The 25,343-nt window shown below is 56.1% G+C and carries 20 protein-coding genes and 2 tRNA genes; 16 read left to right on the plus strand and 6 right to left on the minus strand.

What is annotated here, in order from left to right; genetic code table 11:
- Positions 1-496 precede the first annotated feature (496 nt).
- Complete coding sequence (locus tag BMY49_RS05730) at positions 497-1,171, plus strand: hypothetical protein (RefSeq protein WP_062359311.1); 675 nt, start codon at positions 497-499, stop codon at positions 1,169-1,171.
- A 9-nt stretch (positions 1,172-1,180) separates the two neighbouring features.
- On the opposite strand, the gene BMY49_RS05735 is transcribed toward BMY49_RS05730, so the two are convergent.
- Both BMY49_RS05735 and BMY49_RS05740 read right to left on the minus strand, forming a co-directional pair.
- Positions 1,181-2,104: an alpha/beta fold hydrolase gene (locus BMY49_RS05735; protein ID WP_062359310.1), complete on the minus strand. Its 924-nt coding sequence runs from the start codon at positions 2,102-2,104 to the stop codon at positions 1,181-1,183.
- Positions 2,105-2,175: 71 nt separating this feature from the next.
- Positions 2,176-2,787, minus strand: coding sequence for a TetR family transcriptional regulator (locus BMY49_RS05740; protein WP_089675184.1), 612 nt, complete (start codon positions 2,785-2,787; stop codon positions 2,176-2,178).
- Between the two features lie 235 nt (positions 2,788-3,022).
- On the opposite strand from BMY49_RS05740, the gene BMY49_RS05745 reads away from it, so the two are divergent.
- Together BMY49_RS05745 and BMY49_RS05750 are read left to right on the plus strand one after the other, a co-directional pair.
- Positions 3,023-4,054: a succinylglutamate desuccinylase/aspartoacylase family protein gene (locus tag BMY49_RS05745; protein WP_089675185.1), complete on the plus strand. Its 1,032-nt coding sequence runs from the start codon at positions 3,023-3,025 to the stop codon at positions 4,052-4,054.
- Between the two features lie 182 nt (positions 4,055-4,236).
- Positions 4,237-5,691 (plus strand): catalase, encoded by a 1,455-nt coding sequence (locus tag BMY49_RS05750; RefSeq protein ID WP_054640939.1) that lies wholly within the window; start codon positions 4,237-4,239, stop codon positions 5,689-5,691.
- 67 nt (positions 5,692-5,758) lie between these two features.
- Here the strand turns inward: BMY49_RS05750 and dusA are convergent, their stop codons facing one another.
- On the minus strand, positions 5,759-6,820 hold the full coding sequence (gene dusA / locus BMY49_RS05755; RefSeq protein ID WP_244154921.1) for a tRNA dihydrouridine(20/20a) synthase DusA: 1,062 nt from the start codon (positions 6,818-6,820) through the stop codon (positions 5,759-5,761).
- A gap of 376 nt (positions 6,821-7,196) precedes the next feature.
- Between dusA and BMY49_RS05760 the strand changes: the two genes are divergently transcribed.
- Complete coding sequence (locus BMY49_RS05760) at positions 7,197-7,775, plus strand: hypothetical protein (RefSeq protein WP_062359307.1); 579 nt, start codon at positions 7,197-7,199, stop codon at positions 7,773-7,775.
- 19 nt (positions 7,776-7,794) lie between these two features.
- Here the strand turns inward: BMY49_RS05760 and BMY49_RS05765 are convergent, their stop codons facing one another.
- On the minus strand, positions 7,795-8,319 hold the full coding sequence (locus BMY49_RS05765) for a helix-turn-helix domain-containing protein (protein WP_044627838.1): 525 nt from the start codon (positions 8,317-8,319) through the stop codon (positions 7,795-7,797).
- 287 nt (positions 8,320-8,606) lie between these two features.
- Here BMY49_RS05765 and gltX point away from each other — a divergent pair, with 287 nt between their 5' ends.
- The 3 genes from gltX (at position 8,607) to BMY49_RS05780 (ending at position 10,418) form a co-directional block, all read left to right on the plus strand.
- On the plus strand, positions 8,607-10,085 hold the full coding sequence (gene gltX / locus BMY49_RS05770; RefSeq protein WP_062359306.1) for a glutamate--tRNA ligase: 1,479 nt from the start codon (positions 8,607-8,609) through the stop codon (positions 10,083-10,085).
- A 131-nt stretch (positions 10,086-10,216) separates the two neighbouring features.
- A tRNA-Ala gene (locus BMY49_RS05775) sits at positions 10,217-10,292 on the plus strand.
- A 50-nt stretch (positions 10,293-10,342) separates the two neighbouring features.
- Positions 10,343-10,418, plus strand: a tRNA-Glu gene (locus BMY49_RS05780).
- Between the two features lie 376 nt (positions 10,419-10,794).
- Here the strand turns inward: BMY49_RS05780 and BMY49_RS05785 are convergent.
- Together BMY49_RS05785 and gltA are read right to left on the minus strand one after the other, a co-directional pair.
- Positions 10,795-11,676, minus strand: a complete 882-nt coding sequence (locus tag BMY49_RS05785) for an NAD(P)-dependent oxidoreductase (RefSeq protein ID WP_208596174.1) — start codon at positions 11,674-11,676, stop codon at positions 10,795-10,797.
- A 92-nt stretch (positions 11,677-11,768) separates the two neighbouring features.
- The gene (gltA, locus tag BMY49_RS05790) at positions 11,769-13,055 is read right to left on the minus strand and encodes a citrate synthase (RefSeq protein WP_062359304.1); all 1,287 of its coding nucleotides are present in this window, start codon (positions 13,053-13,055) and stop codon (positions 11,769-11,771) included.
- A 487-nt stretch (positions 13,056-13,542) separates the two neighbouring features.
- On the opposite strand from gltA, the gene sdhC reads away from it, so the two are divergent.
- The 9 genes from sdhC to sucD all read left to right on the plus strand — a co-directional run bounded on the left by sdhC (position 13,543) and on the right by sucD (position 25,284).
- The gene (sdhC, locus tag BMY49_RS05795; protein WP_196781579.1) at positions 13,543-13,920 is read left to right on the plus strand and encodes a succinate dehydrogenase, cytochrome b556 subunit; all 378 of its coding nucleotides are present in this window, start codon (positions 13,543-13,545) and stop codon (positions 13,918-13,920) included.
- Positions 13,914-14,261, plus strand: coding sequence for a succinate dehydrogenase, hydrophobic membrane anchor protein (gene sdhD, locus BMY49_RS05800; RefSeq protein ID WP_062373586.1), 348 nt, complete (start codon positions 13,914-13,916; stop codon positions 14,259-14,261). Before sdhC ends, sdhD begins: the two co-directional genes overlap by 7 nt.
- A gap of 3 nt (positions 14,262-14,264) precedes the next feature.
- Positions 14,265-16,040: a succinate dehydrogenase flavoprotein subunit gene (gene sdhA, locus BMY49_RS05805; RefSeq protein WP_089675186.1), complete on the plus strand. Its 1,776-nt coding sequence runs from the start codon at positions 14,265-14,267 to the stop codon at positions 16,038-16,040.
- Between the two features lie 27 nt (positions 16,041-16,067).
- Complete coding sequence (locus BMY49_RS05810; protein WP_016914530.1) at positions 16,068-16,778, plus strand: succinate dehydrogenase iron-sulfur subunit; 711 nt, start codon at positions 16,068-16,070, stop codon at positions 16,776-16,778.
- A gap of 332 nt (positions 16,779-17,110) precedes the next feature.
- Positions 17,111-19,945 (plus strand): 2-oxoglutarate dehydrogenase E1 component, encoded by a 2,835-nt coding sequence (locus BMY49_RS05815; protein WP_062359350.1) that lies wholly within the window; start codon positions 17,111-17,113, stop codon positions 19,943-19,945.
- A 38-nt stretch (positions 19,946-19,983) separates the two neighbouring features.
- Entirely contained in the window at positions 19,984-21,528 is a 1,545-nt protein-coding gene (gene odhB, locus BMY49_RS05820; protein ID WP_044627830.1) for a 2-oxoglutarate dehydrogenase complex dihydrolipoyllysine-residue succinyltransferase, read from the plus strand.
- A 112-nt stretch (positions 21,529-21,640) separates the two neighbouring features.
- On the plus strand, positions 21,641-23,080 hold the full coding sequence (gene lpdA / locus BMY49_RS05825) for a dihydrolipoyl dehydrogenase (protein ID WP_089675187.1): 1,440 nt from the start codon (positions 21,641-21,643) through the stop codon (positions 23,078-23,080).
- Positions 23,081-23,245: 165 nt separating this feature from the next.
- The gene (gene sucC / locus BMY49_RS05830) at positions 23,246-24,412 is read left to right on the plus strand and encodes an ADP-forming succinate--CoA ligase subunit beta (RefSeq protein ID WP_016914526.1); all 1,167 of its coding nucleotides are present in this window, start codon (positions 23,246-23,248) and stop codon (positions 24,410-24,412) included.
- Positions 24,412-25,284 (plus strand): succinate--CoA ligase subunit alpha, encoded by an 873-nt coding sequence (gene sucD / locus BMY49_RS05835; protein WP_044627828.1) that lies wholly within the window; start codon positions 24,412-24,414, stop codon positions 25,282-25,284. The genes sucC and sucD overlap by 1 nt, the downstream gene beginning before the upstream one ends.
- The last annotated feature ends 59 nt before the right edge of the window (positions 25,285-25,343 follow it).

Raw genomic sequence — 25,343 nt, forward strand, 5'->3', positions numbered from 1 at the left:
CTGGCTACCGACACCGTGAGGTGTCGGGATGGGCGAACAGGAGTCAGCAGAGGCCATATTAGGCTCTCTAACCAAGAGCTGAAGGGCTGAACCTGTCACGAGTGGATAGTTGACCACTCTCTGATGTGTACGAGCAGAAGCCTCCCCGGAGGGCTCTCGATAACTGTATGGCGGGCCGGAAGCCCAAAGACTGTCGAAGCGCTCAGAGCACACAGGCGAGCGAATTCAGCGGAACGAAGCTCAGCCCGATAATGGGGGACAGGAACCGCCGTGGTACGGATCCGTTTGCCCGGTGGTGTGAGAGGACGGGGGAGGCGACTCCCCCTCCTACTCGATTGGGGGCCTGACACGAGTCAAATGAAGGACTTCATCAGCCGATAAGATGAGCTACGCTAGTAGAGATCACCGTTTTCAGCTTGTGCTAATAAACGCTAATAAATAAAGCTTAGGTCAGGCGAAAACAACACTGGGCAATATGCCTGGAGGAGAACACGCCATGCAAACTCTCATATCGGCTGCTCTGCAGTTTCCTACCATCGTATTTACCTTCCTGTTGGCGCTGATCGCGCTCTATTGGCTGCTGGTGCTCATTCGGCTAGCCCCTCTAGAGCTTTTCGAGCGTGACAGCTTGCGCGATGATCATATGGCCAGCACCTTGGTATCGCTTGGGTTTGCCGGGGTTCCCGCGACGCTGGCGCTCAGCTTCTTGATGCTCATTGCCGGTGCGTTATCACTAGCCGTCGAGCTGCTCGCTCTGCGATGGATGCCGCTTGGATTGCTCAGGGTGCCGGTCGGGGTGTTGGTCGTGTGGGCTGCGCTCGCGGTAGCTTCCCCCATCGCTGCCGCTTTATGCCATGCGCTGCAGCGTGCGTTGCACCGTTATCAACCCTTCAAACGTCGCTGTCTGCTGGGCGCTACCGTCGTGGTGGCAGAGCGCCAAAACGACGAATCTGCCAGCGCTACGCTGCTCAATGAACCCAGCAGTACGGTCACATTGCACTGTAAAGCCGGGGACTGCCCGCAGCCGGGTGAGCGCCGTGTGTTGGTGAAGTATCTAGCCAAGGAAGGGGCATACCGCAGCGTGCTAGAGCAGCACTATCTGGATACATGGGTGCGTATCAATAAGCTTCGTTTGCAGCACAAGCAGCATCTTAACGGATACTCCACCTAACGGCTGCCTTCAGCGATGAAACCAGCGCTGCCACTGTCTCGTCAGCCAGGTCAATAGGGTGGGCGCAGCGGTGGCGGCACGTTCGCGATGTGTGCGTGCAGGCGCGTCGAGGAAGTGGCGTATGGGCGTGACCTGTTCGGGCGTGTTGAGCATCGGAGCGTGGCCGCATCCTGTGACGGTCAAGGTCGTCAAGGTAGGCTGGACCTCGGCCATCTTGGGTAGCGTCTCGGCATCCAATAGGGTCGATGTCTCTCCGCGAATCACCATCAGCGGGCAGCGAATGTTGGCCCAGTCGGCCCAGGTGTCTCTGGGGGTGTCGTGGATAAACTGTTCGCCAATGCGCGGGTCGAAGTGGTAGGTCCAGCTTCCGTCGGGTAGGCGGCGTGCGCTGTTCAAGGCCAGCTCTCGCCACTCCTCCTCGCAGGTGATACCAAAACTGGCGTAATGCTGGGTAAGTTCTGCTTTTAAGTCGGCAAAGTTGTTGAACCGATGTGTCACGCCAAAGTAGCTCGATAAGGCGATCAGCCCCTCTTTATTCAGCTCGGGCCCCACGTCGTTGAGTATCAGCCGTGAAATGCGCGAGCGGTGCTGTGCGTCTGCTGCGATCAACATGCCCAGCAGGCCGCCCATGGACGTCCCCAGCCAGTCCACCTGGTCGAGTTCGTAATGATCCAGTAACGCAACGGCAATGGTGATGTAGTGACTGTAGAGATAGTCATGGGCGGGAAACAGCGACCAGCTGGAGAGTCCGCGACCCGGAGTGTCTGGGGCGATGATGCGCCACTCGCTGCCCAGCTCTCTCGCCAGCGCGGCGAAATCACCGCCGTGGCGGGCAAGCCCGTGCCAAGCGATCAGAGTGCGCGTTGCTTTTGGGTTCCAAATGCGTACGGCCACGTCCAACTCGCGTACGCGGATAAATTCCAAAGCATCCATACTGGGCTCCTTTCATGAGATAGCTCCAGTATAGGCGATTTGTTGCAGTGCAATAGAGAAGGAAAGTCATCTCAGCGGTGGAGCATGGCCATTAAAGCGTCAATCAACACTCCGCCGCGCTCGCGTAGGGAAAACGCATCGGGATTACGTAGCCAGTCGTGAAACAGGCCGCCAAGAGTAGACTGCATGAGCCTCGTGGCAATCTCCGGTGTTATATCATCGCGTAATAGCTGCTGCTGTTGGGCGAGCTGAAACACCAGAAGCATCTCGTCGAAGCATTCTTCGGCAATTTCATCCTGCATTTCGATGGGGTTGATATCGCTAAAGAACTCACAGCGATGCAGCAGAATCGATAGGATGCGCTGGTGAGAGGGCTGCTCCAAACGGTTCAGGCCCGCATGGCAGGCAAGACGGATGGCATCGAGTGGTGACACCGTGGGGTCGGCGTTACTGACCTCTTCCATCAACGACTGAAATGGCATGCGCACCCGCTGTACCAGCGCCATGAAAAGGTCACCCTTGTTTTTGAAGTGCCAATAAACGGCACCTCGGGTAAGGCCAGCATGGCGAGCAATTTGCTCCAATGACGTGCGCGCAACGCCTTTTGCGAAAAACACCTCTTCAGCAGCATCCAACAGCGCTTCGCGAGTTGCCGCAGCCTCCGCTTTGGTTTTTCTTACCATGAAACCGTAACCTCGATATCGACACGTGATCGCTATATTTTATCTGAAGTATCGCCTCTTTTACATTCAAAAATGTATGGATAAGCTGTTTAAGTTGATAATGTAGGTTAGGAAGCTCGTCATTTAGTCTTAAAAAGCGTATAAAACGTATTTGAAAACGCTGTTTGAAAACGCTTTGGTCACCATGTGATGTGACCGGGGAAGCACTGCTTCAACGCACGTTTAAGGAATTGCAATGGCGCGAGCACCTTTCACTCTAGCTGGGCATACCATACTGCCCGGCCAACGGTTACAGATCGATGTGCCGGTGGCACGCCTCTACACCCACACACCGCTGCATATTCCCGTCGAGGTGGTGCATGGCCGCAAAGAGGGGCCGGTCATGCTGGTCTGTGGCGGTATCCATGGGGATGAAATCAACGGTGTGGAAATCGTGCGGCGCGTACTGCGCTCGAAGTCCATCAACAGCCTGCGCGGAACACTGATTGCCGTGCCGGTGGTCAATGTCTTCGGTTTCTTGCAGCAGACCCGCTATCTGCCCGACCGCCGCGACTTGAACCGCTGCTTTCCAGGCAGCGAGAAGGGCTCGCTGGGGGGGCGTATCGCCGCGCTGTTCAGAGATGAGATCGTCGATCATGCGACGCATATCATCGACCTGCACACGGGGGCGATTCATCGCACCAACCTGCCGCAAATTCGTGCGCAGTTGACCCCTGGCAGCGAAACCGAGCGCATGGCCGATGCCTTTGGAGCCCCGGTCATTCTGAATGCCGAACTGCGGGAAGGCAGCCTGCGCCACTATGCCCAGAACCTGGGCATTCCCGTGCTGACCTATGAAGCCGGTGAGGCATTACGTTTCGACGAGTGGGCGATTGCGCCTGGCGTCAAGGGCATCCTCAGGGTCATGCGCCGACTGGGCATGCTGAGTGGCGAGCAGCGCCGCCGTACCCCTGCCCCCGCCGAGCTGGCCAATGGCTCAAGCTGGGCGCGCGCACCCATCGACGGTATCTTGCGCCCCAAGGTGCGCTTGGGGGCGCGAGTGGCCAAAGGCGAGGTGCTTGGCAAAGTGGCAGATCCATTCGGCAACGATGAAGACGAAGTGCGCGCCATGGCGGACGGCATCGTCATCGGCATGAGCCGCTTACCGCTTGCCAACGAAGGAGAGGCGCTTTACCACATTGCCCGTTTCGACGAGATCGAAGAAGCCGAGACAGCCATCGAAAGCTTCCAGTCCAGCCTGACGCCTCCACCAGACGCGCTGTATTGACGTTACTTCTATAGCTATCAACTATTAAAGCAATAGCCCTATAACCAGCGCCATGGATGGCGCGACGCTGGCTTGTTGACTATACCTGTATGGGTGCCGTTTTAGCTTACGTTAAAAAGCAGTAGCGGTGATTTCCAGTGGTACAGACCGTACCATGTCGAGTGTGACAAGGAGGAAGAGCAATGAGCAGTGGTAGCCAGCATCCCACCACCAACGAAGCAGGTATTCCGGTAGCGAGCGATGAGCATTCGCTGTCGGTAGGCGCGGATGGTCCGATCGTGATGCACGATCACTACCTGATGGAGCAAATGGCGGCGTTTAACCGGGAAATGATTCCCGACCGGCAGCCCCATGCGAAAGGCAGTGGCGCTTTTGGTCACTTTGAAATCACTCAAGACGTTAGCCAATACACCAAAGCAAAATTTCTGCAGCCAGGCGCGAAGACCGATGTCCTCATTCGCTTTTCCACTGTAGCAGGGGAGAGCGGTAGCCCGGATACATGGCGCGATCCGCGCGGCTTCTCGATCAAGTTCTACACCGAAGAAGGTAACTTCGACATGGTGGGTAACAACACCCCCGTGTTCTTTGTTCGCGACCCAATGAAGTTCCAGCACTTTATCCATTCCCAAAAGCGTCGCGCCGATAATGGCTTGCGCGACCACGACATGCAGTGGGATTTTTGGACGCTGGTGCCTGAATCTGCTCACCAAGTGGCTTGGCTTATGGGCGACCGCGGCGTTCCCGCCACCTGGCGGCACATGAACGGCTACTCCAGCCATACCTATATGTGGGTAAACGCAGAAGGCGAGCGGTTTTGGGTGAAGTATCACTTTAAAACCGATCAAGGTATCAAGTGCATGACCCAGGAACAGGCTGACCAGATGGCCGGCAGCGATGCGGATTACCACCGCCGCGACCTATTTGAGGCGATCAAGCGCGGGGATTACCCCACCTGGACGCTGCACATGCAGATCATGCCGTTTGAGGATGCCAAGACCTACCGCGTTAATCCCTTCGATCTGACCAAGGTGTGGTCACACAAAGATTACCCCTTGATCGAAGTGGGTAAACTGACGCTCGACCGTAACCCTACCGATTTCCATAGCGAAATCGAGCAGGCCGCGTTCGAACCCAACAACATGGTGCCCGGCACCGGGCTGTCGCCGGATAAAATGCTCTTGGCTCGTTCTATTTCCTACGCCGATGCCCACCGTGCGCGGTTAGGGGTGAACTACAAGCATATTCCGGTTAATACGCCCAAGAGCCCCGTGCATAGCTATACCCAGGGCGGCGCGATGCGCATTCGTCACTCTACCGACCCGGTGTACACGCCCAATAGCAAAGGCGGCCCCAAGGCAGATGGGCAGCGCTACCCGGAAGATGCGGTGTGGTCGACGGATGGGCAATTCGTACGCACCGCGTACACGCTGCGCAAAGATGACGACGACTGGAGCCAAGCGCACACCCTGGTGCGTGAGGTGATGGACGATGCCCAGCGTGACCGGTTGGTTTCCAACGTGGTGGGGCACCTTTCCGGTGGCGTCACCGAGCCGGTGTTGGAGCGCGCGTTTGAGTATTGGCGCAACATCGATCAAGAAGTAGGCGAGCGTATTGAGCAAGGCGTTCGCGCGCAGTAGCCTCCCAAAAGAAAACGCCCAACGATAAAATCGCTGGGCGTTCGTTAAACCGCCAGCCTGTTGGTCGTTAGGTCACGGGCTGGCGGTTTGTTTGCTCGTCGAGAGGCTCCGCTTCGAACTCAGGCTCACGAACCAAGCCGAGCGCGTCATCAAACAAGCGTAAGCCTGCACCCTCTTTATGTGCGTGCTCCGAGAGATGACGACGGAACCGACGCCCGCCAGGGCAGCCCTGAAAAAGCCCCAGCAAGTGGCGAGTGATATGGTTCAGCTTGGCACCTTCATCCAACCGCTGCTGAATGTATGGGCGAAACGCCGTGGCCGCTTCCAAGCGTGTACGCACCGGGCCCGGCTCGCCAAAGAGCTGCTCATCCACGCCTGCCAATAACCACGGATTTTGGTACGCCTCACGACCCACCATCACGCTATCCACCTGCTCAAGTTGCGCTTGGCACTCCGCCAGGGTTTTAATCCCGCCGTTGATACCAATATGCAGCTCAGGATGGCTCTGCTTTAGCCGGTGCACTCTTGGGTAATTCAGCGGCGGAATATCGCGATTCTCTTTCGGCGATAGCCCCTGAAGCCACGCCTTTCGGGCGTGCACGGTAAATACTTCACAGCCTGCTGAGGCCACAATATCAATAAACCGCGCTAAATCCGCGTCTTCATCCTGGTCATCAATACCAATACGGCACTTCACCGTGACCGGAATCGACACCGCCGCCTGCATGGCCTTCACCGCCGCCGCCACTTTTTCGGGATGGCCCATCAGGCACGCGCCAATCATATTGTTCTGCACCCGGTCGCTGGGGCAGCCAACGTTTAAGTTGACCTCATCATAGCCCCACGCCTGCGCAATCGCTGCGCACTCCGCCAGCTCACCCGCATCGCTGCCCCCCAACTGCAAAGCAATCGGATGCTCCACCTCGCTATAGCCCAAAAAGCGCTCCCGGGGAGAGCCGTGCAGCACCGCACCGGTGGTCACCATCTCGGTATATAGCAGCGCCCGCTTGGTTAACGTGCGCGCGAAGGCGCGGTAATCTCGGGTCGTCCAATCCATCATAGGGGCGACGGAGAATCGGCGTGCCATGTCTGCTGGGCTTTGTTTCTTCATATCAATCACTTGCATCATAAGATGCTATCTATAAGTCATGCTCTATGTACCACTAATGTACCAATAGCAAGTTTCTTGCCGTGTAGCGAAAAGCGGTGGTGCACCATGGCTATGTATTCGAAGGGGCATCGTTGACGTGCGATTGTACGCAAGAAGCTATGAACAGTACAAAGCTAAGCTATCTCTGTACGACCGTTGAGGTCCTAACACTGTGGACCCCTTGGAGAGGCATGGCGTCTCTAAGAAGGGGTGAGGGGTCTGTCTCAATTATCGCGCAGCCCTCATCAGCTCTTATAAACCCCTGCATCACTTTGCGTATTTTGTGGTCAAAAGCGGTATGGTGAGAGCCCGAGAGAGGCAGCATTACGCCTATTACAGAAGATGAGGAGTCGTTATGGGGAAAACGCTAGGTTATGTTGGCGTGGCGCTAGTGGGTACCCTGCTGCTGTCCGGCTGTAGTGGGCCTGAGGAAGAGGTCGCACAGCACCAGCCACACTCAGTGGCCGAAGAGCGTGCTTCTGAACCTGAGCCGTCTGCACAACAGGTTGAGCCGCTCAATGTAATGATTTCAACCGCTGCTTTTTTACGTCCAGACCGGCGTTTGATGGTGGAAGGCGAAACCAATCTGCCAAATGATGCCCAGCTACAAGTAGTGGTAGAGCGAGAAATTAGCCGCGTACGCTGGCAAGAGCGTACACGTGTGGTGAATGGTAAATTTGAAGCTGGCCCACTAGGCTCTGGCAGTGGCTTACCGGATGGCAATTATCTTGTCACCGTGCAGTTAGGTGAGGCTGCCGTTCAGCCAGAAAGCGTGCAGGCGCGCATTGGTACCCAGGGTGAATACTTGGCGGGAGAGCTCATCAGCCAGTCCCGCCATGGGTTAGGGCAGGTAGCCACCTACTCGCGCCGTTTCTTGGTAGGCAGTGAACCAAGACGGACCCGCGACCAGGTGGACGTTATTGAGGACAAGTAGGGATGGGGAGGTAGATGCTTTAGGCAGGACACCAGTGTGCTAACAACACCGCATGAATCGAGGTGTCAGTGGGCGCTTTGGAGAAGTGCTCAATGACAAATCGGCCATCACGCTGGATGAGATAGTGGCCTGCTTTATGAAACACATGCGTTGGGCCAAGCAACAGCAAATCACCAGAGGCTACTGGTGAAAAATCCGTTTCTTTGCCAGGGGTGGCCATCACGCAAGGTGCTTTCCAGTCAATCTTCAACGGCAGATGATGCGGTACGGTAATGGTCGTTGCCTGAACCTGTTCCCAGGGGAGGGGACCAGTATGGGTCAGGGTCAACAGTTGAGGCGCACTGTCACCTTCCAAAAGGGTCGCCAGCGAGCAATCAAGGGCATCGGCGAGCGCTACTAAGCGTTCATGACCGATCTGCTTGATCGCCCCGGACTCCCAATAAGAAATGGTGACATCTGACACGCCAACTTTACGTGCAAGGGCAGCTTTGTTGAGCTTGGCCCGAAGTCGCAGTTGCTTGATACGTGAGCCTAGCGATTCCATTTCATTTTCCTGTCGATGAGCTAAATCAGCTCGTTGAATGTACTTCCACCTTGATAGGTGGTGCTCTGAACATGCTGAAGATAGTGAGATTCATTCTCATGCATGAACACGAATCATAGGTACTACAACATACTAAGCGATTGTGCTTTAACGCGCATCTTCCTATCTATGTTCTGAGAGCTTTCGATCAGACGCTTTTAAGTCAAACTCGTTCCCTTTCCAATGCTGTTGGTTGTTCTTAGGGTGCGTATAATGGCGCCACGCTTAACTGCTAAAGGGAACTGTTGATGACCGTACGTACTCGTATCGCGCCTTCTCCTACTGGAGACCCTCATGTAGGCACGGCCTATATTGCACTGTTTAATCTCTGCTTTGCTCGCCAGCACGGCGGTCAGTTCATTTTGCGTATTGAAGACACCGATCAAGTACGCTCCACTCCTGAGTCAGAACAGATGATTCTCGACTCATTGCGTTGGTTGGGGCTTGAGTGGGATGAAGGCCCGGATGTAGGTGGTCCCCACGGGCCGTATCGGCAAAGCGAGCGGGGCGATATTTATGCGAAGTATGCCCAGCAGTTGCTAGACGCCGGGCATGCCTTTAAGTGTTACCGCACCAGCGAAGAGCTTGATGAGCTACGCGAGTCACGCAAAGAGGCAGGCCTGCATTTGGCATTGAAGCCAACTGACTTAGCCCTGGACGCAGAAGAGCAATCACGTCGTGAGCAGGAAAGCTGGCCCTATGTGATTCGTATGAACGTGCCCAGCGAAGGCGTGTGTGTGGTTAGCGATATGCTGCGCGGTACGATTGAAGTGGATTGGGCGCAGGTTGATGCTCAGATTCTGATGAAGTCAGACGGTATGCCTACGTACCACTTAGCTAACGTGGTGGACGATCATTTAATGGGCATTACCCACGTGCTGCGTGGTGAAGAGTGGATCAATTCCGCGCCGAAGCATCAACTGCTGTATGAGTACTTTGGTTGGGAAATGCCGCAGCTTTGCCATATGCCGCTGCTGCGTAACCCGGATAAGTCCAAGCTCTCCAAGCGTAAAAACCCAACGTCGATCAATTACTATCGCCGCATGGGCTTTTTACCCCAGGCCGTGACCAACTACCTGGGCCGTATGGGTTGGTCGATGCCTGATGAGCGTGAAAAATTCAGCTTGTCAGAGATGATGGCAGAATTTGATATTCAGCGTGTCTCACTCGGCGGGCCCGTGTTCGACCTAGAGAAATTGACGTGGTTGAACGGTGTCTATATCCGTGAAGACTTGGACGACGACGCACTGCTGCAAGCGCTGCGTGAGTGGGCGTTCAATGATGCCTACGTGAAGCAGATTTTGCCGCAAGTCCGCCCTCGGGTAGAAACGCTCTCCCAGGTTGTTCCGCTGGCGGGCCACTTTTTCTCTGGCTTGCCCACAATCACTAAAGATGATTTTGACAGCGTGAAGCTGGACAACGAAGAGCTAGTGAAACTGCTGCAGTTCCTGGTATGGCGCTTTGAAGGCGTCTCTGCTTGGCATAAAGAAGCGTTGCTGGAGGAAGTCAAAAGTCTGGCAGAACACTTTGAGCTAAAAATGAAGGCCTTCCTGGCACCAGTGTTTATTGCCATTACAGGCAGTACCTCAAGCACCTCGGTGATGGATGCGATGGCTATTCTTGGCTCTGACGTGACGCGTGCACGGCTTCGCCATGCGATTGCCGTATTGGGTGGCGTGTCCAAAAAGCAGGCGAAGCGGTTTGAAAAAGAGTACCGCGACCTGTAAATAATCATCGTCACTGGTGATTGAGAAGAGCGCCGCGCGATCTTAGTGTGAGAGCGCGGCGTTTTCTTCGATAAACAGGCTTGACGAAGATCAGGCGAATCAGTAGTATACGCTCCGTCTTCAAGACATGTGGGGCCTTAGCTCAGCTGGGAGAGCGCAACACTGGCAGTGTTGAGGTCAGCGGTTCGATCCCGCTAGGCTCCACCAATATCAGTTAAGCTGATAGTGCACTGTCGAAGGCTTTTCAGGTCAGATACGTCCCATTCGTCTAGTGGTCTAGGACACCGCCCTTTCACGGCGGTAACAAGGGTTCGAACCCCTTATGGGACGCCACCTCGTTTTGTCTGCTTCCTCAAAATATTCTGATTAGCAAATAGCAATGAGTTTCCTCACTTGCTCTTTTTGCATTCCCGCCATTTAGAACTTGCGTCTATTTCACGCGTTTTTTGTCAATATTGTGCTTGACTTGTCCACTTTTGCATCTTTGTGAAAGGGGTTGTGCACAACCACATAAATATGACGCAAAAAATCAGCTATTTAGCTTAATTTGTTTAAAATCAATGTCTTACGTTAGGTTAAAAAATGATCAATTTAAGGCTGGGTCACTGTTCATGGCGATTGTGGGGCGTTTTCTAGTGGTTGTGAACAGGGTTATCCACAGATAGTGTGGAAAACCCTGTCCAGGCTGGCAGTGCTAAAAAGTCAAGCGTTATTCAGGCTTGCGCAGCCGTTTCAATAGCGATGAAGTATCCCAGCGGCCACCTTCCATGCGCTGTACATCCGCATAAAACTGGTCGACTAGAGCGGTAACGGGGAGGGTGGCATTTAGCCTACGTGCTTGCTCTAGGCAAATGCCCAAATCCTTGCGCATCCAGTCCACCGCGAAGCCGTGGTTATACTCATTGGCGATCATTGTTTTGTGGCGGTTCTCCATTTGCCAGGAGCCAGCCGCTCCTTTGGAGATGACGTCAATCACTTGATGCTGGTCTAGTCCTGCCTGTTCCGCAAAATGCAGTCCTTCCGCTAGCCCTTGCACTAAACCGGCAATACAGATTTGGTTCACCATCTTGGTGAGCTGACCGCTGCTGGCAGTTCCCATCAGTGTGACGGCGCGGGCGTAGTGGTTGAGAAAGGGCGCCACAGTGTCGAAGTGGTTTTGCTCGCCGCCGCACATAATCGTTAGCGCGCCGTTCTCGGCCCCCTGTTGGCCGCCAGACACCGGTGCATCAATAAATGCAACGCCTTTCTCTCGGCAAGCTGCGTCCAGCTCCAAGGCCAGATCGGCCGACGCGGTGGTGTGGTCTACTAGGTAGCTGCCGCTCATCATGGTGCTGAGAGCGCCGTCTGGCCCGGTGGTTACTTGGCGAACATCGTTGTCATTTCCCACGCATACCAACACTAAATCAGCGCCCTCAGCCGCTTCGGCGGGTGTTGAATGAGCCGTGCTGCCAAACGCCTTGGCCCATGCCTCTGCCTTGCTGGCAGTACGGTTGTAAACGCGAGTGGTAAGGCCTTGTTTGGCAAGGTGGCCGGCCATAGGGTAGCCCATTACGCCTAGGCCAATAAAAGCAACAGTGGTAATAGATCGCATAAAACACCTTTGTTGTTGGTAGGAAGCAAACAAAAGGCCACCCGTGGGTGGCCTTTGTCATCCTATGCGTGCATTAGCGCGTTAGCCGCCAATCACTTGGTAGGATAGTCACGTTTTTCGTGACCGATATACAGCTGGCGCGGGCGGCCGATTTTGTAGCTTTCGCTGAGCATTTCGTGCCAGTGAGAGATCCAGCCAATGGTGCGCGATACTGCAAAGATCACAGTGAACATATTGGTCGGAATACCCATGGCTTTCAGGATGATGCCTGAATAGAAGTCAACGTTCGGGTACAGTTTACGCTCGATGAAGTATTCATCTTCCAGGGCGATCTGCTCCAGGCGCTTGGCAATTTTGAGCTGCGGGTCATCGGCCATACCGAGTTCGGCCAGTACTTCGTCGCAGGTCTCTTTCATCACTTTGGCACGTGGGTCGAAGTTGCGGTAGACGCGATGACCGAAGCCCATCAGTTTGAACGGGTCGTTCTTGTCTTTCGCTTTGTCGACGAAGCGCTGAATGTTCTCTTCTGAGTCGTCGCCGATCTCGTCGAGCATGTTCAGCACGGCCTCATTGGCACCGCCATGCGCCGGACCCCACAAGGCCGCAATGCCCGCGCTGATACAGGCAAACGGGTTGGCGCCAGTTGAGCCTGCCAGACGAACGGTCGAGGTAGAGGCGTTTTGCTCGTGGTCCGCATGCAGCATAAAGATGCGGTCCATGGCTTTGGCGTACACCGGATTGATCTTGTACTCCTCGCACGGGTTGCTGAACATCATGTAGAGGAAGTTCTCTGCATAGCTCAGGTCGTTGCGCGGGTAGTTGAAGGGTTGGCCAACGTTGTACTTGTGCGACATTGCTGCCAGGGTCGGCATTTTAGCAATGAGGCGAATAGCGCTGATCACCCGATCTTCTTCCTGAGTAATGTCCATGTGATCATGGTAGAAAGCGGCAAGGCCGCCTACCACACCACACAGAATCGACATCGGGTGCGCATCGCGGCGGAACCCTTTGAAGAAGTTGTTGATCTGGTCATGCACCATGGTGTGATTGCGAATGCGAGATTCGAAATCAGCATACTGCTCATCATTGGGAAGCTCGCCAAACAGCAGGGTGTAACAAACTTCTACAAAGTTCGACTCTTTCGCCAGTTGTTCAATGGGGTAGCCGCGGTGCAGCAGTACGCCCTTGCCGCCATCGATATAGGTGATTGCGGACTGGCAGGAAGAGGTGGCCATGAAGCCGGGATCGTAGGTAAACAGGCCTTCAGCACCTAGGCCGCGCACGTCGATGACGTCGGGGCCAAGTGTGCCGGAATACATGGGTAGTTCGATCGTCTTGTCGAGACCGTCTACCGTCAATGTCGCTTTCCTGTCAGCCATGATGGCCTCCTTTCGAGTTCGGTTTGGGACGTAAAGTCGTTGTTTCGCATGCCGCGCCGGCGAAAAGGCTTGCCCACTATAGAAGCGTGCGACATTTTGTCAATTAGCCGTAATGCTAGACATGCTTGTACGGGATGTGCGGTTTTGGATAATAATTGTATATGATTAACTAGGATCTATAGTACCGAAGTGACAGAGGGTTGACGATACGTTAACAGGCTTATCAAGCCGTCCATCTAATGTCACTATAACCATGCTGCATCGCAAAATCGACTCAGACCATTGGCTATTTTCTTGCACCATGGTCGAGTTCAGTCTGAGTTCGGTTTGTCAGCAGGGGCTAAGGTTCTTATAATCCACGGCGCGCGACCGGCAGGTAGGTGGTCGTGCCCGACTTGGCAACGGCCGAGCCCCTTCCAGCAACCACTGCCCGCTCGGGCTATGCCCGACCTGTCGCTGAGCGGGCCAAGAGAGTGTGTATAACGCCGTGAATAGCAAACGACCCGTAAACCTAGATCTAACGACGATACATTTCCCACTACCGGCGCTAACGTCGATTACACACCGTATCACGGGTGTGATCCTGTTCGTTGGCCTGATTTTCGCTTTTTGGGCGTTGGGTAAATCCCTGTCATCTCCGGCTGGCTTCGATGCTGTCAGCAGTGCCTTAGCCAACAACTTCTTTGCCAAGCTCGTTGCGTGGGGGCTGCTGTCTGCCTTGGCATTCCACTTTGTGGCAGGCATCAAGCACCTGCTGATGGACGCCAATATTGGGGTGACCTTAGAAGGTGGCGTTAAAAAAGCACAGGCTACTGTGGTAGTGAGTGCAGTTCTGATTATTCTGGCAGGAGTTTGGGTATGGTAACCAATATCACAAGTTTTGGCCGTAGCGGGCTGTCCGACTGGCTGATGCAGCGCGTTTCTGCGGTCATCCTGGCCCTTTACACGGTTTTCGTTGTTGCCTACCTGCTGTTTAATCCGAACCTGGACTACTACACCTGGAGCGGGCTGTTCGAGCAAACGTGGATGCGCATTTTCTCGCTGCTGGCGTTTGTCTCTATCGCTGCGCACGCCTGGATCGGTTTGTGGACCGTCACCACCGATTACCTCAAGTCCACTCGCCTGCGCGTGGGTGCCCAGACGCTGATCATTCTGGCCATCTTCGTGTACCTGGTGTGGGGCATTCAAATTCTGTGGGGAGCTTGATACATGTCTAACCTTCGTAGCCTGACATTCGACGCCATTATCATCGGTGGTGGTGGCTCTGGCCTGCGTGCTGCGCTTGAACTGGCAAAATCTGGTAAGAAGACAGCCGTACTGTCCAAAGTGTTCCCGACACGCTCTCACACGGTTTCTGCTCAAGGCGGTATTACCTGTGCGATTGCCTCCGCCGACCCGAACGACGACTGGCGCTGGCACATGTATGACACCGTCAAGGGCGGCGACTATATCGCTGACCAAGACGCTGCCGAGTACATGTGTTCGGAAGGCCCCAAGGCCGTCTTCGAACTCGAGCACATGGGCCTACCGTTCTCGCGTTTCGACAATGGCCGCATCTATCAGCGTCCGTTCGGTGGTCAGTCCAAGAACTTTGGTGAAGGTGGTCAGGCCGCACGTACCTGCGCCGCCGCCGACCGTACCGGTCACGCGCTGCTGCACACCCTTTACCAGAACAACCTGAAGAACAACACCACGTTCCTGAACGAGTGGTACGCGGTGGATCTGGTCAAGAACGCCAACGGTGACGTGGTGGGCTGTATCGCCATGTGTATCGAAACCGGCGAAGTGGTGCACGTCAAGTCGAAAGCCACCGTGCTGGCGACCGGCGGTGCCGGACGCATCTACGCGTCGACCACTAACGCCCTGATCAACACCGGTGACGGTATCGGCATGGCGCTACGCGCCGGCTTCCCGATGCAGGACATGGAAATGTGGCAGTTCCACCCGACCGGTATTTACGGTGCGGGCACGCTGGTCACCGAAGGTTGCCGTGGTGAAGGTGGCTACCTGGTCAACAAGGATGGCGAGCGTTTCATGGAGCGCTACGCGCCCAACGCCAAAGACCTGGCAGGCCGCGACGTCGTTGCGCGCTCCATGGTGATGGAAATTCTCGAAGGCCGCGGCTGTGGTGATAAGGGCGACCACGTGTTCCTGAAGTTGGATCACCTGGGCGAAGAAGTGCTTGGTAAGCGTCTGCCGGGTATCGTAGAGCTCTCCAAGACCTTCGCTCATGTTGACCCGGCGAAAGACCCGATTCCGGTCGTCCCGACCTGCCACTACATGATGGGCGGTATCCCGACCAATATTCATGGTCAGGCGATCACCCAGGACGAGAGCGGTAACGACAAGATCGTCAACGGTCTGTTCGCGTGTGGCGAAGCTGCCTGTGTATCGGTACACGGTGCTAACCGCTTGGGCGGTAACTCGCTGCTGGATCTGGTGGTCTTCGGTCGCGCTGCGGGCATGTTCATCGAAGGCGCGCTGAACGAAGGTATCGAGTATCTGGACGCTTCCGAGTCAGACATCGAATTCGCCATGAAGCGTATTACGCGCTGGAACGAGTCTGAAGAGGGCGGCGAAAGCATTCCTGAGCTGAAAGCCGAGCTTCAAGACATCATGCAGAACTCTTTCGGTGTATTCCGTGAAGAGAAAAACATGCAGGAAGGTGTCAAAAAGCTAGCGGAACTGCGTGGCCGTATTGCCAATGCGCACCTGCCGGACAAATCCAATGTATTCAACACTGCTCGTGTTGAGGCGCTGGAGCTGGACAACCTGATGGAAGTGGCAGAAGCAACGGCGATTGCTGCCCTTGAGCGTAAAGAGAGCCGTGGTGCCCACTCGCGCTACGACTACCCAGACCGTGATGATGTCAACTGGCTGAAACACTCGCTCTACTTCCCAGCAACTAAAGAGCTGAAGAAGCGCGACGTTAACTTCAAGCCGAAAACTGTTGATACGTTCGAGCCTAAGGTTCGTACCTACTAATCTCCGCACTGACGAGAGGGAGTCACCATGTCCAATCTTCAGGTATCCGTATACCGCTACAATCCGGAAACCGACTCCGCGCCTTATATGCAGGAGTTTCAGGTCGATACCAAAGGCCGTGATCTGATGGTGCTGGATGTTTTGCACCTGATGAAAGAGCAAGATAGCGGTTTAGCCTATCGCCGTAGCTGCCGTGAAGGTGTATGCGGTTCCGATGGCATGAACATGAACGGCAAAAACGGCTTGGCATGCATCACGCCGCTGTCCGATGTTGTGAAAAACAACAAACTGACGCTGCGCCCGCTGCCTGGCCTCCCGGTCATCCGTGATATGGTGGTTGACATGGGTCTGTTCTATAAGCAGTACGAGCGTATTCAGCCGTACCTGCAGAACGATACGCCAGCGCCAGCCATTGAGCGTCTGCAGTCGCCGGAAGAGCGCGACAAACTGGATGGTCTGTACGAGTGTATTCTGTGTGCGTGCTGCTCGACTTCATGCCCGTCGTTCTGGTGGAACCCGGACAAGTTCGTGGGCCCGGCGGGTCTGCTGCAGTCATACCGCTTCCTGGCCGACAGTCGCGATACCGCCACGCGTGAGCGTCTGACCAGCCTGGAAGACCCGTTCTCGGTGTTCCGTTGCCGTGGCATCATGAACTGCGTGGCGGTATGCCCGAAAGGTCTGAATCCGACCCGTGCAATTGGTAAAATTCGTGAAATGTTGCTCGCAGATGCGACGTAACTCATTAATCCTGTGAAAAAAAGCGACTACCACATAAGTTGCATCACAAAGCTACTTAAATCGTGGCGCTTCGCTTGTTATCATAGGGGCTGTCATGGTGCGGCGACGCGCCGCACCATGGATCAGCCAAGTTTAAAAGCCGGTGCGACGAGTACCGGCTTTTGAGCATGAACTGGTAATGAAACGCGTCATCATACGTGTATGAAAAAGGGCTACCGGCCTCAGGTCGGCGCCGCCGGCAAACGTCCCGCCCCGCCGGCAGGGCAATAGCGATGTCGTTGCACGCATGCAGCGATGCCGATACCACCCCATCAGTGCAGGGTGACCGAGAGATGCAACAAGGCATAATGGAGTTGATGTGGCGTTCCTCTCACGTTAGTGGTGGCAATGTCCACTACGTGGAAGCGCTTTACGAGCAGTACCTCGCCGATCCTGATTCTGTCTCAGACGAGTGGCGCAGCTATTTCGATCAGTTGCCGCGTGCTGAAGGCAGTGCCTCCCACGATGTTCCACTAAGCCCCATTCGTGATCAGTTCTACCAGCTTGGCCGTGAAAGGCGCCCAGGCCGGGTAGTCGCCGCGTCCGACAGCGGTGAAAACAAAAAGCAGATTAAAGTCCTGCAGCTGATTAACGCGTATCGCTTCCGTGGCCATCAAAAGGCCAATATCGACCCGCTTGGTCTGCGTAACCCTACCCCCGTCCCCGACCTCGACCTGTCATTCCATCAGCTATCCAAGGCTGATCTTGATACCGAGTTCCAGACAGGTTCTTTCTTCCTGGGTGTTGATAAAGCACCGTTGCGCGAGATCGTCGATGCGCTGGAGCAGACCTACTGCCGCTCCATCGGCTGCGAAATCATGCACATCGTGGATACCGAAGAGAAGCGCTGGCTGCAGCGTCGTTTCGAATCGGTACGCAGCGCGCCCAAGTTCAGCGATGACGTGCGCAAGCACGTACTGGAACGCCTGACGGCTGCGGAAGGCCTGGAAAATTACCTGGCCTCCAAGTACCCGGGTACCAAGCGCTTCGGCCTGGAAGGTGGCGAGTCGTTCGTACCGATGATGGACGAACTGATTCAGCGCGCCGGTGGCTATGGCACCAAGGAAGTCGTGATCGGCATGGCCCACCGTGGCCGCTTGAATCTGCTGGTCAACATCCTGGGCAAGAACCCTGCGGATCTGATCGACGAGTTCGATGGCAAGAAAGTCATCGAGCGTGGTTCTGGTGACGTGAAATACCACCAGGGCTTCAGCTCCAACGTCATGTCGCCTGGTGGCGAAGTCCACCTGGCCATGTCGTTCAACCCGTCGCATCTCGAAATCGTCGCGCCGGTGGTGGAAGGCTCGGTACGTGCCCGCCAGGATCGCCGCAATGACGCTGACGGAAGCAAAGTGCTGCCGATCAATGTTCATGGCGATGCCGCCTTCGCGGGACAGGGTGTGGTCATGGAGACATTCCAGATGTCTCAGACCCGCGCCTACAAGACCGGTGGCACGGTACACATCGTCATCAACAACCAGGTGGGGTTCACGACCTCCAACCCGGCCGATGCACGCTCCACCGAATACTGTACTGACATTGCCAAGATGGTTCAGGCGCCGATCTTCCACGTCAACGGCGATGATCCGGACGCGGTCATTCACGCCACCCAAGTGGCCCTGGATTACCGTCAGCAGTTCAAGAAAGACGTCGTCATCGACCTGGTGTGCTACCGCCGTCGCGGCCATAACGAGGCCGACGAGCCATCGGGCACCCAGCCGCTGATGTACGCCAAGATCAAGGATCACCCCTCCTCACGCACGCTGTATGCGCAGCGCCTGATCGAGCAGGGCGTGCTGTCCGAAGACGACGCCAAAGCCATGGTGGAAACCTACCGCGATGATCTCGTGGCAGGCAATCACGTGGCCAACGCGCTGGTTCAGGAACCCAACAAGTCGCTGTTCGTCGACTGGGCTCCCTACCTGGGCCATGAGTGGACCGGCAATGCCGACACCACCTTCGACATGAAACGCCTGCAACAGCTGGCGGCGAAGATGTGTGAAATCCCCGACGGTGTCGATGTTCAGCGTCAGGTCGCCAAAATCTACGAAGACCGACGTAAAATGCAGGCGGGTGGCATGGGGCTCAACTGGGGCTTTGCCGAAACGCTGGCCTACGCCACGTTGCTCGACCAAGGTCATCCTATCCGCATCACCGGGCAGGATGTGGGGCGTGGGACGTTCTCCCACCGTCACGCGGTCGTGCACAACCAGAAAGACGGGTCGACCTATGTGCCGCTGCAGAATATGGCCGACGGTCAGCCGCGCTTTACCATCCACGACTCCTTCCTATCAGAAGAAGCCGTGCTGGCATTCGAATACGGCTACTCGACCACCGCCCCGAATGACTTGGTTATTTGGGAAGCGCAGTTTGGTGACTTCGTCAACGGCGCTCAGGTGGTAGTGGATCAGTTCATCTCTTCCGGGGAGACCAAGTGGGGTCGCCTGTGCGGCTTGACCATGCTGCTGCCTCATGGCTATGAAGGCCAAGGGCCCGAGCACTCTTCTGCCCGTCTAGAGCGCTTCTTGCAGCTGTGCGCCGAGCACAACATGCAGGTGTGCGTACCGACGACGCCAGCGCAGATTTTCCACCTGCTGCGCCGCCAAGTGATTCGTCCGCTGCGTAAACCGCTAGTGGTCATGTCGCCTAAGTCGCTGCTGCGCCACAAAGAAGCAGTGTCGAGCTTGGAAGATCTCGCCTACGGCAAGTTCCACATGGTACTGCCGGATCAAGCGAATCTCGACGCCGACAACGTCACCCGCGTCATTATGTGCGCAGGCAAGGTCTACTACGATCTGGTTAACTGGCGCGCTGAAAACGAGCGTGACGACACGGCGATCATTCGTCTAGAGCAGCTCTATCCCTTCCCGAAAGAAGAGCTTCTGGAAGTGCTCCAGGCGTATGCCAATGTGGAAGACATCGTATGGTGTCAGGAAGAGCCGCTGAACCAAGGCGCCTGGTACTCCAGTCAGCACCACATGCGTACCGTGGCCGATATGTTGAAAGATGGCCTTGGACGTGAGTTGAAATTCGCAGGGCGTCCTGCCTCGGCTGCTCCGGCAGCGGGCTACATGTCCGTCCACACTGAACAGCAGCGCCAGCTGGTGGAAGACGCTTTTAACCTATAAGCGCCCACCGGGTTTAGAGAACACATAAGGGAAACGACATGGCTACTGAGATCAAAGCGCCAACCTTTCCGGAATCCGTTGCCGAAGGCACCGTGGCCGCGTGGCACAAAAAGCCGGGTGACAGCGTCGAACGCGACGAGCTGATCGTTGAAATCGAGACCGATAAAGTGGTACTTGAAGTCGTCGCACCGGAAGCGGGAACCCTGACCGACGTGATGGCCGAAGAAGGCGATACCGTCGAGTCCGAGCAGGTATTGGGCAAGATCGGCGAAGCGAGCGGTGCTGGCAGCAAGAAAGAGAGTGCCGCCAGCGATGACAGCGCCGAGAAGGCCGAGTCCAAAGAAGCCGCCAAGCCAGCCGGAGGCAAGCAGCACGACGTGAAGGCACCTAGCTTCCCCGAGTCCATTCAGGAAGGCACCGTGGCGACCTGGCACAAGAAAGTAGGCGAAGCGGTCAAGCGTGACGAAGTGCTGGCCGACATTGAAACCGACAAGGTCGTGCTGGAAGTCGTAGCGCCTGCCGATGGTGCCCTGGCGGAAATCAAGGCAGAAGAAGGCAGCCAGGTTGAGTCCGAAGCGATTCTGGCAACCTTCGTAGAGGGCGGTGGCAGTGACCAGGCCAGCGCTTCTTCTTCCAGCAGCGCTTCCAGCGACGCTGACGATGAAGGCGCCGATGAGAAGGTGGGTGGCAAAGTGTTGGCACCGGCTGCTCGCAAGATGGTTGCCGAGCACGATCTGGACGTTTCCAAGATCGAAGGTACCGGCAAAGGCGGTCGCATTCTGAAAGAAGACGTTCAGAAAGCCGTCAAGGATGGTTCGGCCAAGAAAGCGGCCAAGTCCTCTGCACCCGCCAAAGCCGCTGCTGCGCCAGCGGTCGAGGGTGAGCGTGCCGAGAAGCGCGTGCCGATGAGCCGTCTGCGTCAAACCATCGCCAAGCGTTTGGTTCAGGCACAGCAGACCGCTGCCATGCTGACCACGTACAACGAAGTGGACATGGGTGCGGTGATGTCGCTGCGTGCCCAGTACAAAGATACCTTCCTGAAGGCCCACGACACCAAGCTTGGTTTCATGGGCTTCTTCGTGAAAGCCGCCTCCGAAGCTCTCAAGCGTTTCCCGGATGTCAACGCCTCCATCGATGGCACCGATATCGTTTACCATGGTTACCAGGACATCGGTGTTGCCGTATCGACGGATCGTGGTCTCGTGGTGCCGGTTCTGCGTGACACTGACAACATGAAAATTGCCGACGTCGAGAAGACGATTGTCGACTTTGGCAAGCGTGCGCGTGACGGTAAGCTCGGCATCGACGAAATGCAGGGCGGCACCTTTACCATCACCAATGGTGGTATCTTTGGCTCGCTGATGTCGACCCCGATCATCAACCCGCCGCAAACCGCTATCCTGGGGATGCACAAGATCCAGGAACGCCCGATGGCGGTGAACGGTAAGGTCGAAATTCGCCCGATGATGTATCTGGCACTCTCTTACGACCACCGCATGATCGACGGCAAAGACGCGGTACAATTCCTGGTTACGATTAAAGAGCTGCTGGAAGACCCGGCCCGTCTGCTGCTAGACGTATAACGAAGCGCGCTGATCCGCCTTCGCTAGTGCTGAGCACGCTGAGTTAATCGCACACAGCCTCCTACCCGCTGTCATCCACCCGGGAGGAGGCCACCAAGCTAAAGGAGCCAACATGGCTGACAAGTTTGACGTGATCGTTATTGGTGCAGGCCCTGGTGGCTACGTAGCGGCTATTCGCGCTGCGCAGCTGGGTTTGAAAGCCGCCTGTGTTGAAAAATGGATCGGTAAAGAAGGTAACGTCGTTCACGGCGGTACCTGCTTGAACGTAGGCTGTATCCCGTCCAAAGCGCTGCTTGAAGCCTCGCACAAGTTCGTCGAAGCCAAGCACGATTTCGACGACATGGGTATCGAAGCCGGCGATGTGACCATGGACGTCAAGAAGATGATGGCGCGCAAGGACAAGATCGTTAAGAACTTGACCGGCGGCATCTCTGGCCTGTTCAAGGCCAACGGCGTGACCGCCATCGAAGGTACCGGTAAAGTGGTGTCTGGCAAGCAGGTTGAGGTGACCGACCTCGACGGCAACACCACCACTTACGACGCCGACAACATCGTCATCGCGGCAGGCTCCGTGCCGGTGGAAATTCCGCCCACGCCGCTGACCGAAGGCCTAATCGTCGATTCCACCGGCGCACTGGAATTCCAGGAAACGCCGAAGCGTCTTGGTGTCATTGGCGCGGGCGTCATCGGCCTGGAACTGGGCAGCGTATGGAACCGTCTGGGTTCTGAAGTCACCGTGCTGGAAGCGATGGACTCCTTCCTGCCGATGGTCGACACCGCGATTGCCAAAGAGACCCAGAAACTGCTCAAGAAGCAGGGGCTGGACATCAAATTGGGTGCCCGTGTGACCGGTTCGGAAGCGAACGGTGACGAAGTCGTCGTCAAGTACACCGATGCCAACGGCGATCAAGAGATGACCTTCGACAAGCTGATCGTATGTGTCGGCCGTCGTCCTTACACCAAAGGCGTTGTGGCCGATGGCGTGGGCGTCGAGCTGGACGAGCGTGGCTTCATCTTCGTGGACGACCAGTGCCGCACCAACGTGCCGGGCGTCTACGCCATCGGTGACTGTGTACGCGGTCCGATGCTGGCGCACAAAGCGTCTGAAGAGGGCATCATGGTGGCGGACATCATCGCTGGCCACAAGGCCGAGATGAACTACGATACCATTCCGAACGTGATCTACACCTTCCCTGAAGTGGCGTGGGTCGGTATGACCGAGCAGGACGCCAAAGCCAAGGGTGTCGAAGTCAAAACCGGTAGCTTCCCGTTTGCGGCCAGCGGTCGTGCTATGGCGAACAACGCCACCGAAGGTAGCGCCAAAATCATTGCGGATGCGGAAACCGACCGTATCCTCGGCATGCACATCGTCGGTCAACACGCGGGTGAAATGATCGCCCAGGGTGTGATCGCGATGGAATTTGGCTCCAGCGCTGAAGACCTCGCACTGACTTGCTACGCGCACCCGACCATGTCGGAAGCCGTACATGAGGCAGCACTTGCGGTAGAAGGCCATGCGATCCATATGGCTAACCGTAAGAAGCGTAAATAATTCGCTAAGCAACAACCAAGCGCCACCGACAGGTGGCGCAACACTTTCAGCCCCACACGGTAACCGTTAGGGAATTGAAAGTACGGGGATGATCAGTGCTTTGCAGGTAGTCTGTCGAGCCAACTGGTCATCGTTCGAGTCACATGCAACCAATGGCATGAATCGATGAACCTTCACGAGTATCAAGGCAAACAGCTGTTTGCTGATTATGGTCTGCCAGTGTCCAAAGGCTTTGCCGTGGACACTCCCGAAGAAGCAGTAGAAGCGTGCAAAAAAATCGGCGGCGACATGTGGGTCGTCAAAGCCCAGGTTCACGCTGGCGGCCGCGGTAAAGCGGGCGGCGTCAAGCTGATCAAGGACCCGGCAGAAGCCAAAACCTTCGCCGAGCAGTGGTTGGGCAAGAACCTGGTCACTTACCAGACTGACGAAAAAGGTCAGCCGGTTGCCAAGATTCTGGTAGAGACCTGCACCAACATCGCCGACGAGCTCTACCTGGGCGCGGTCGTTGACCGTACCACTCGTCGCGTTGTGTTCATGGCCTCCACCGAAGGCGGTGTTGAGATCGAAACCGTCGCCGAAGAGACGCCGGAAAAGATCCTCAAGGCCGAAATCGATCCGCTGGTCGGCGCACAGCCTTACCAGGCGCGTGAGCTGGCGTTCGCGCTGGGTCTGGAAGGCGATCAGGTGAAGCAGTTCACCAAGATCTTCCTGGGTCTCTCCAAGCTGTTCCACGACAAAGATTTGGCACTTCTTGAGATCAACCCGCTGGTCATCACTGACGAAGGCAACCTGCACTGCCTGGACGCCAAACTGGGCCTCGACAGCAACGCCCTGTACCGTCACCCGGACCTGCAGGCGATGCGCGATCCTTCCCAGGAAGATCAGCGTGAAGCCGACGCCGCGAAGTGGGAACTGAACTACGTGGCCCTCGACGGTAACATCGGTTGCATGGTCAACGGCGCTGGCCTGGCCATGGGCACCATGGACATCGTCAACCTGAGCGGCGGCAAGCCGGCCAACTTCCTGGACGTTGGCGGCGGCGCGACCAAAGAGCGCGTCGCAGAAGCGTTCAAGATCATCCTGTCTGACGACAACGTGAAAGCCGTTCTGGTGAACATCTTCGGCGGCATCGTTCGTTGCGACATGATTGCTGAAGGCATCATCGGTGCCGTTGAGCAAGTGGGCGTTAACGTCCCGGTGGTCGTTCGCCTGGAAGGTAACAACGCTGAATTGGGCGCTGAAAAACTGGCGTCTAGCGGTCTGAACATCATCGCTGCTACCAGTCTGACCGACGCGGCTCAGCAGGTTGTAAAAGCAGCGGAGGGCAAGTAATGAGCATCCTGATCGATAAGAACACCAAGGTCATCTGCCAAGGTTTCACCGGTGGCCAGGGCACGTTCCACTCCGAGCAGGCGATTGCCTATGGCACGCAAATGGTCGGTGGTGTGACGCCGGGCAAAGGCGGCCAGACGCACCTGGGCCTGCCTGTTTTCAACACCGTGAAAGAAGCGGTCGAGAAAACCGGCGCAGAAGCCAGCGTGATCTACGTACCGGCACCGTTCTGCAAAGACTCGATCCTTGAAGCTGCGAACGCTGGCATCAAGCTGATCGTGTGCATCACCGAAGGCATCGCGACCCTCGATATGCTCGACGCAAAAGTAAAATGCGACGAGCTGGGCGTACGCCTGATCGGCCCGAACTGCCCGGGCGTGATCACTCCCGGTGAGTGCAAAATCGGTATCATGCCGGGTCACATCCACCAGCCGGGCCGCGTTGGTATCGTTTCCCGCTCTGGTACCCTGACTTACGAAGCCGTTAAGCAGACCACTGACCACGGTTTCGGTCAGTCTACCTGTGTCGGTATCGGCGGCGACCCGATTCCGGGTTCTAACTTCATCGACATCCTGGAGATGTTCGAGAAGGACCCGAAAACCGAAGCGATCGTGATGATCGGCGAAATCGGCGGCACCGCCGAAGAAGAAGCCGCGGCTTACATCAAAGCCAACGTTTCCAAGCCGGTGGTTTCCTACATTGCCGGTGTCACTGCACCTCCTGGCAAGCGCATGGGCCACGCGGGCGCCATCATCTCTGGCGGTAAAGGTACTGCCGATGAGAAATTTGCGGCTCTTGAAGACGCCGGTGTGAAAACCGTTCGTTCTTTGGCGCAAATTGGCGACGCGCTGAAAGAAGTAACCGGCTGGTAAGCCGCGCACTTTCTTCGTGACGCTGAAAAGGGCACCTTGGGTGCCCTTTTTGCATTTGA

Source organism: Vreelandella aquamarina (assembly GCF_900110265.1).
Classification (GTDB): Bacteria; Pseudomonadota; Gammaproteobacteria; order Pseudomonadales; family Halomonadaceae; genus Vreelandella; species Vreelandella aquamarina.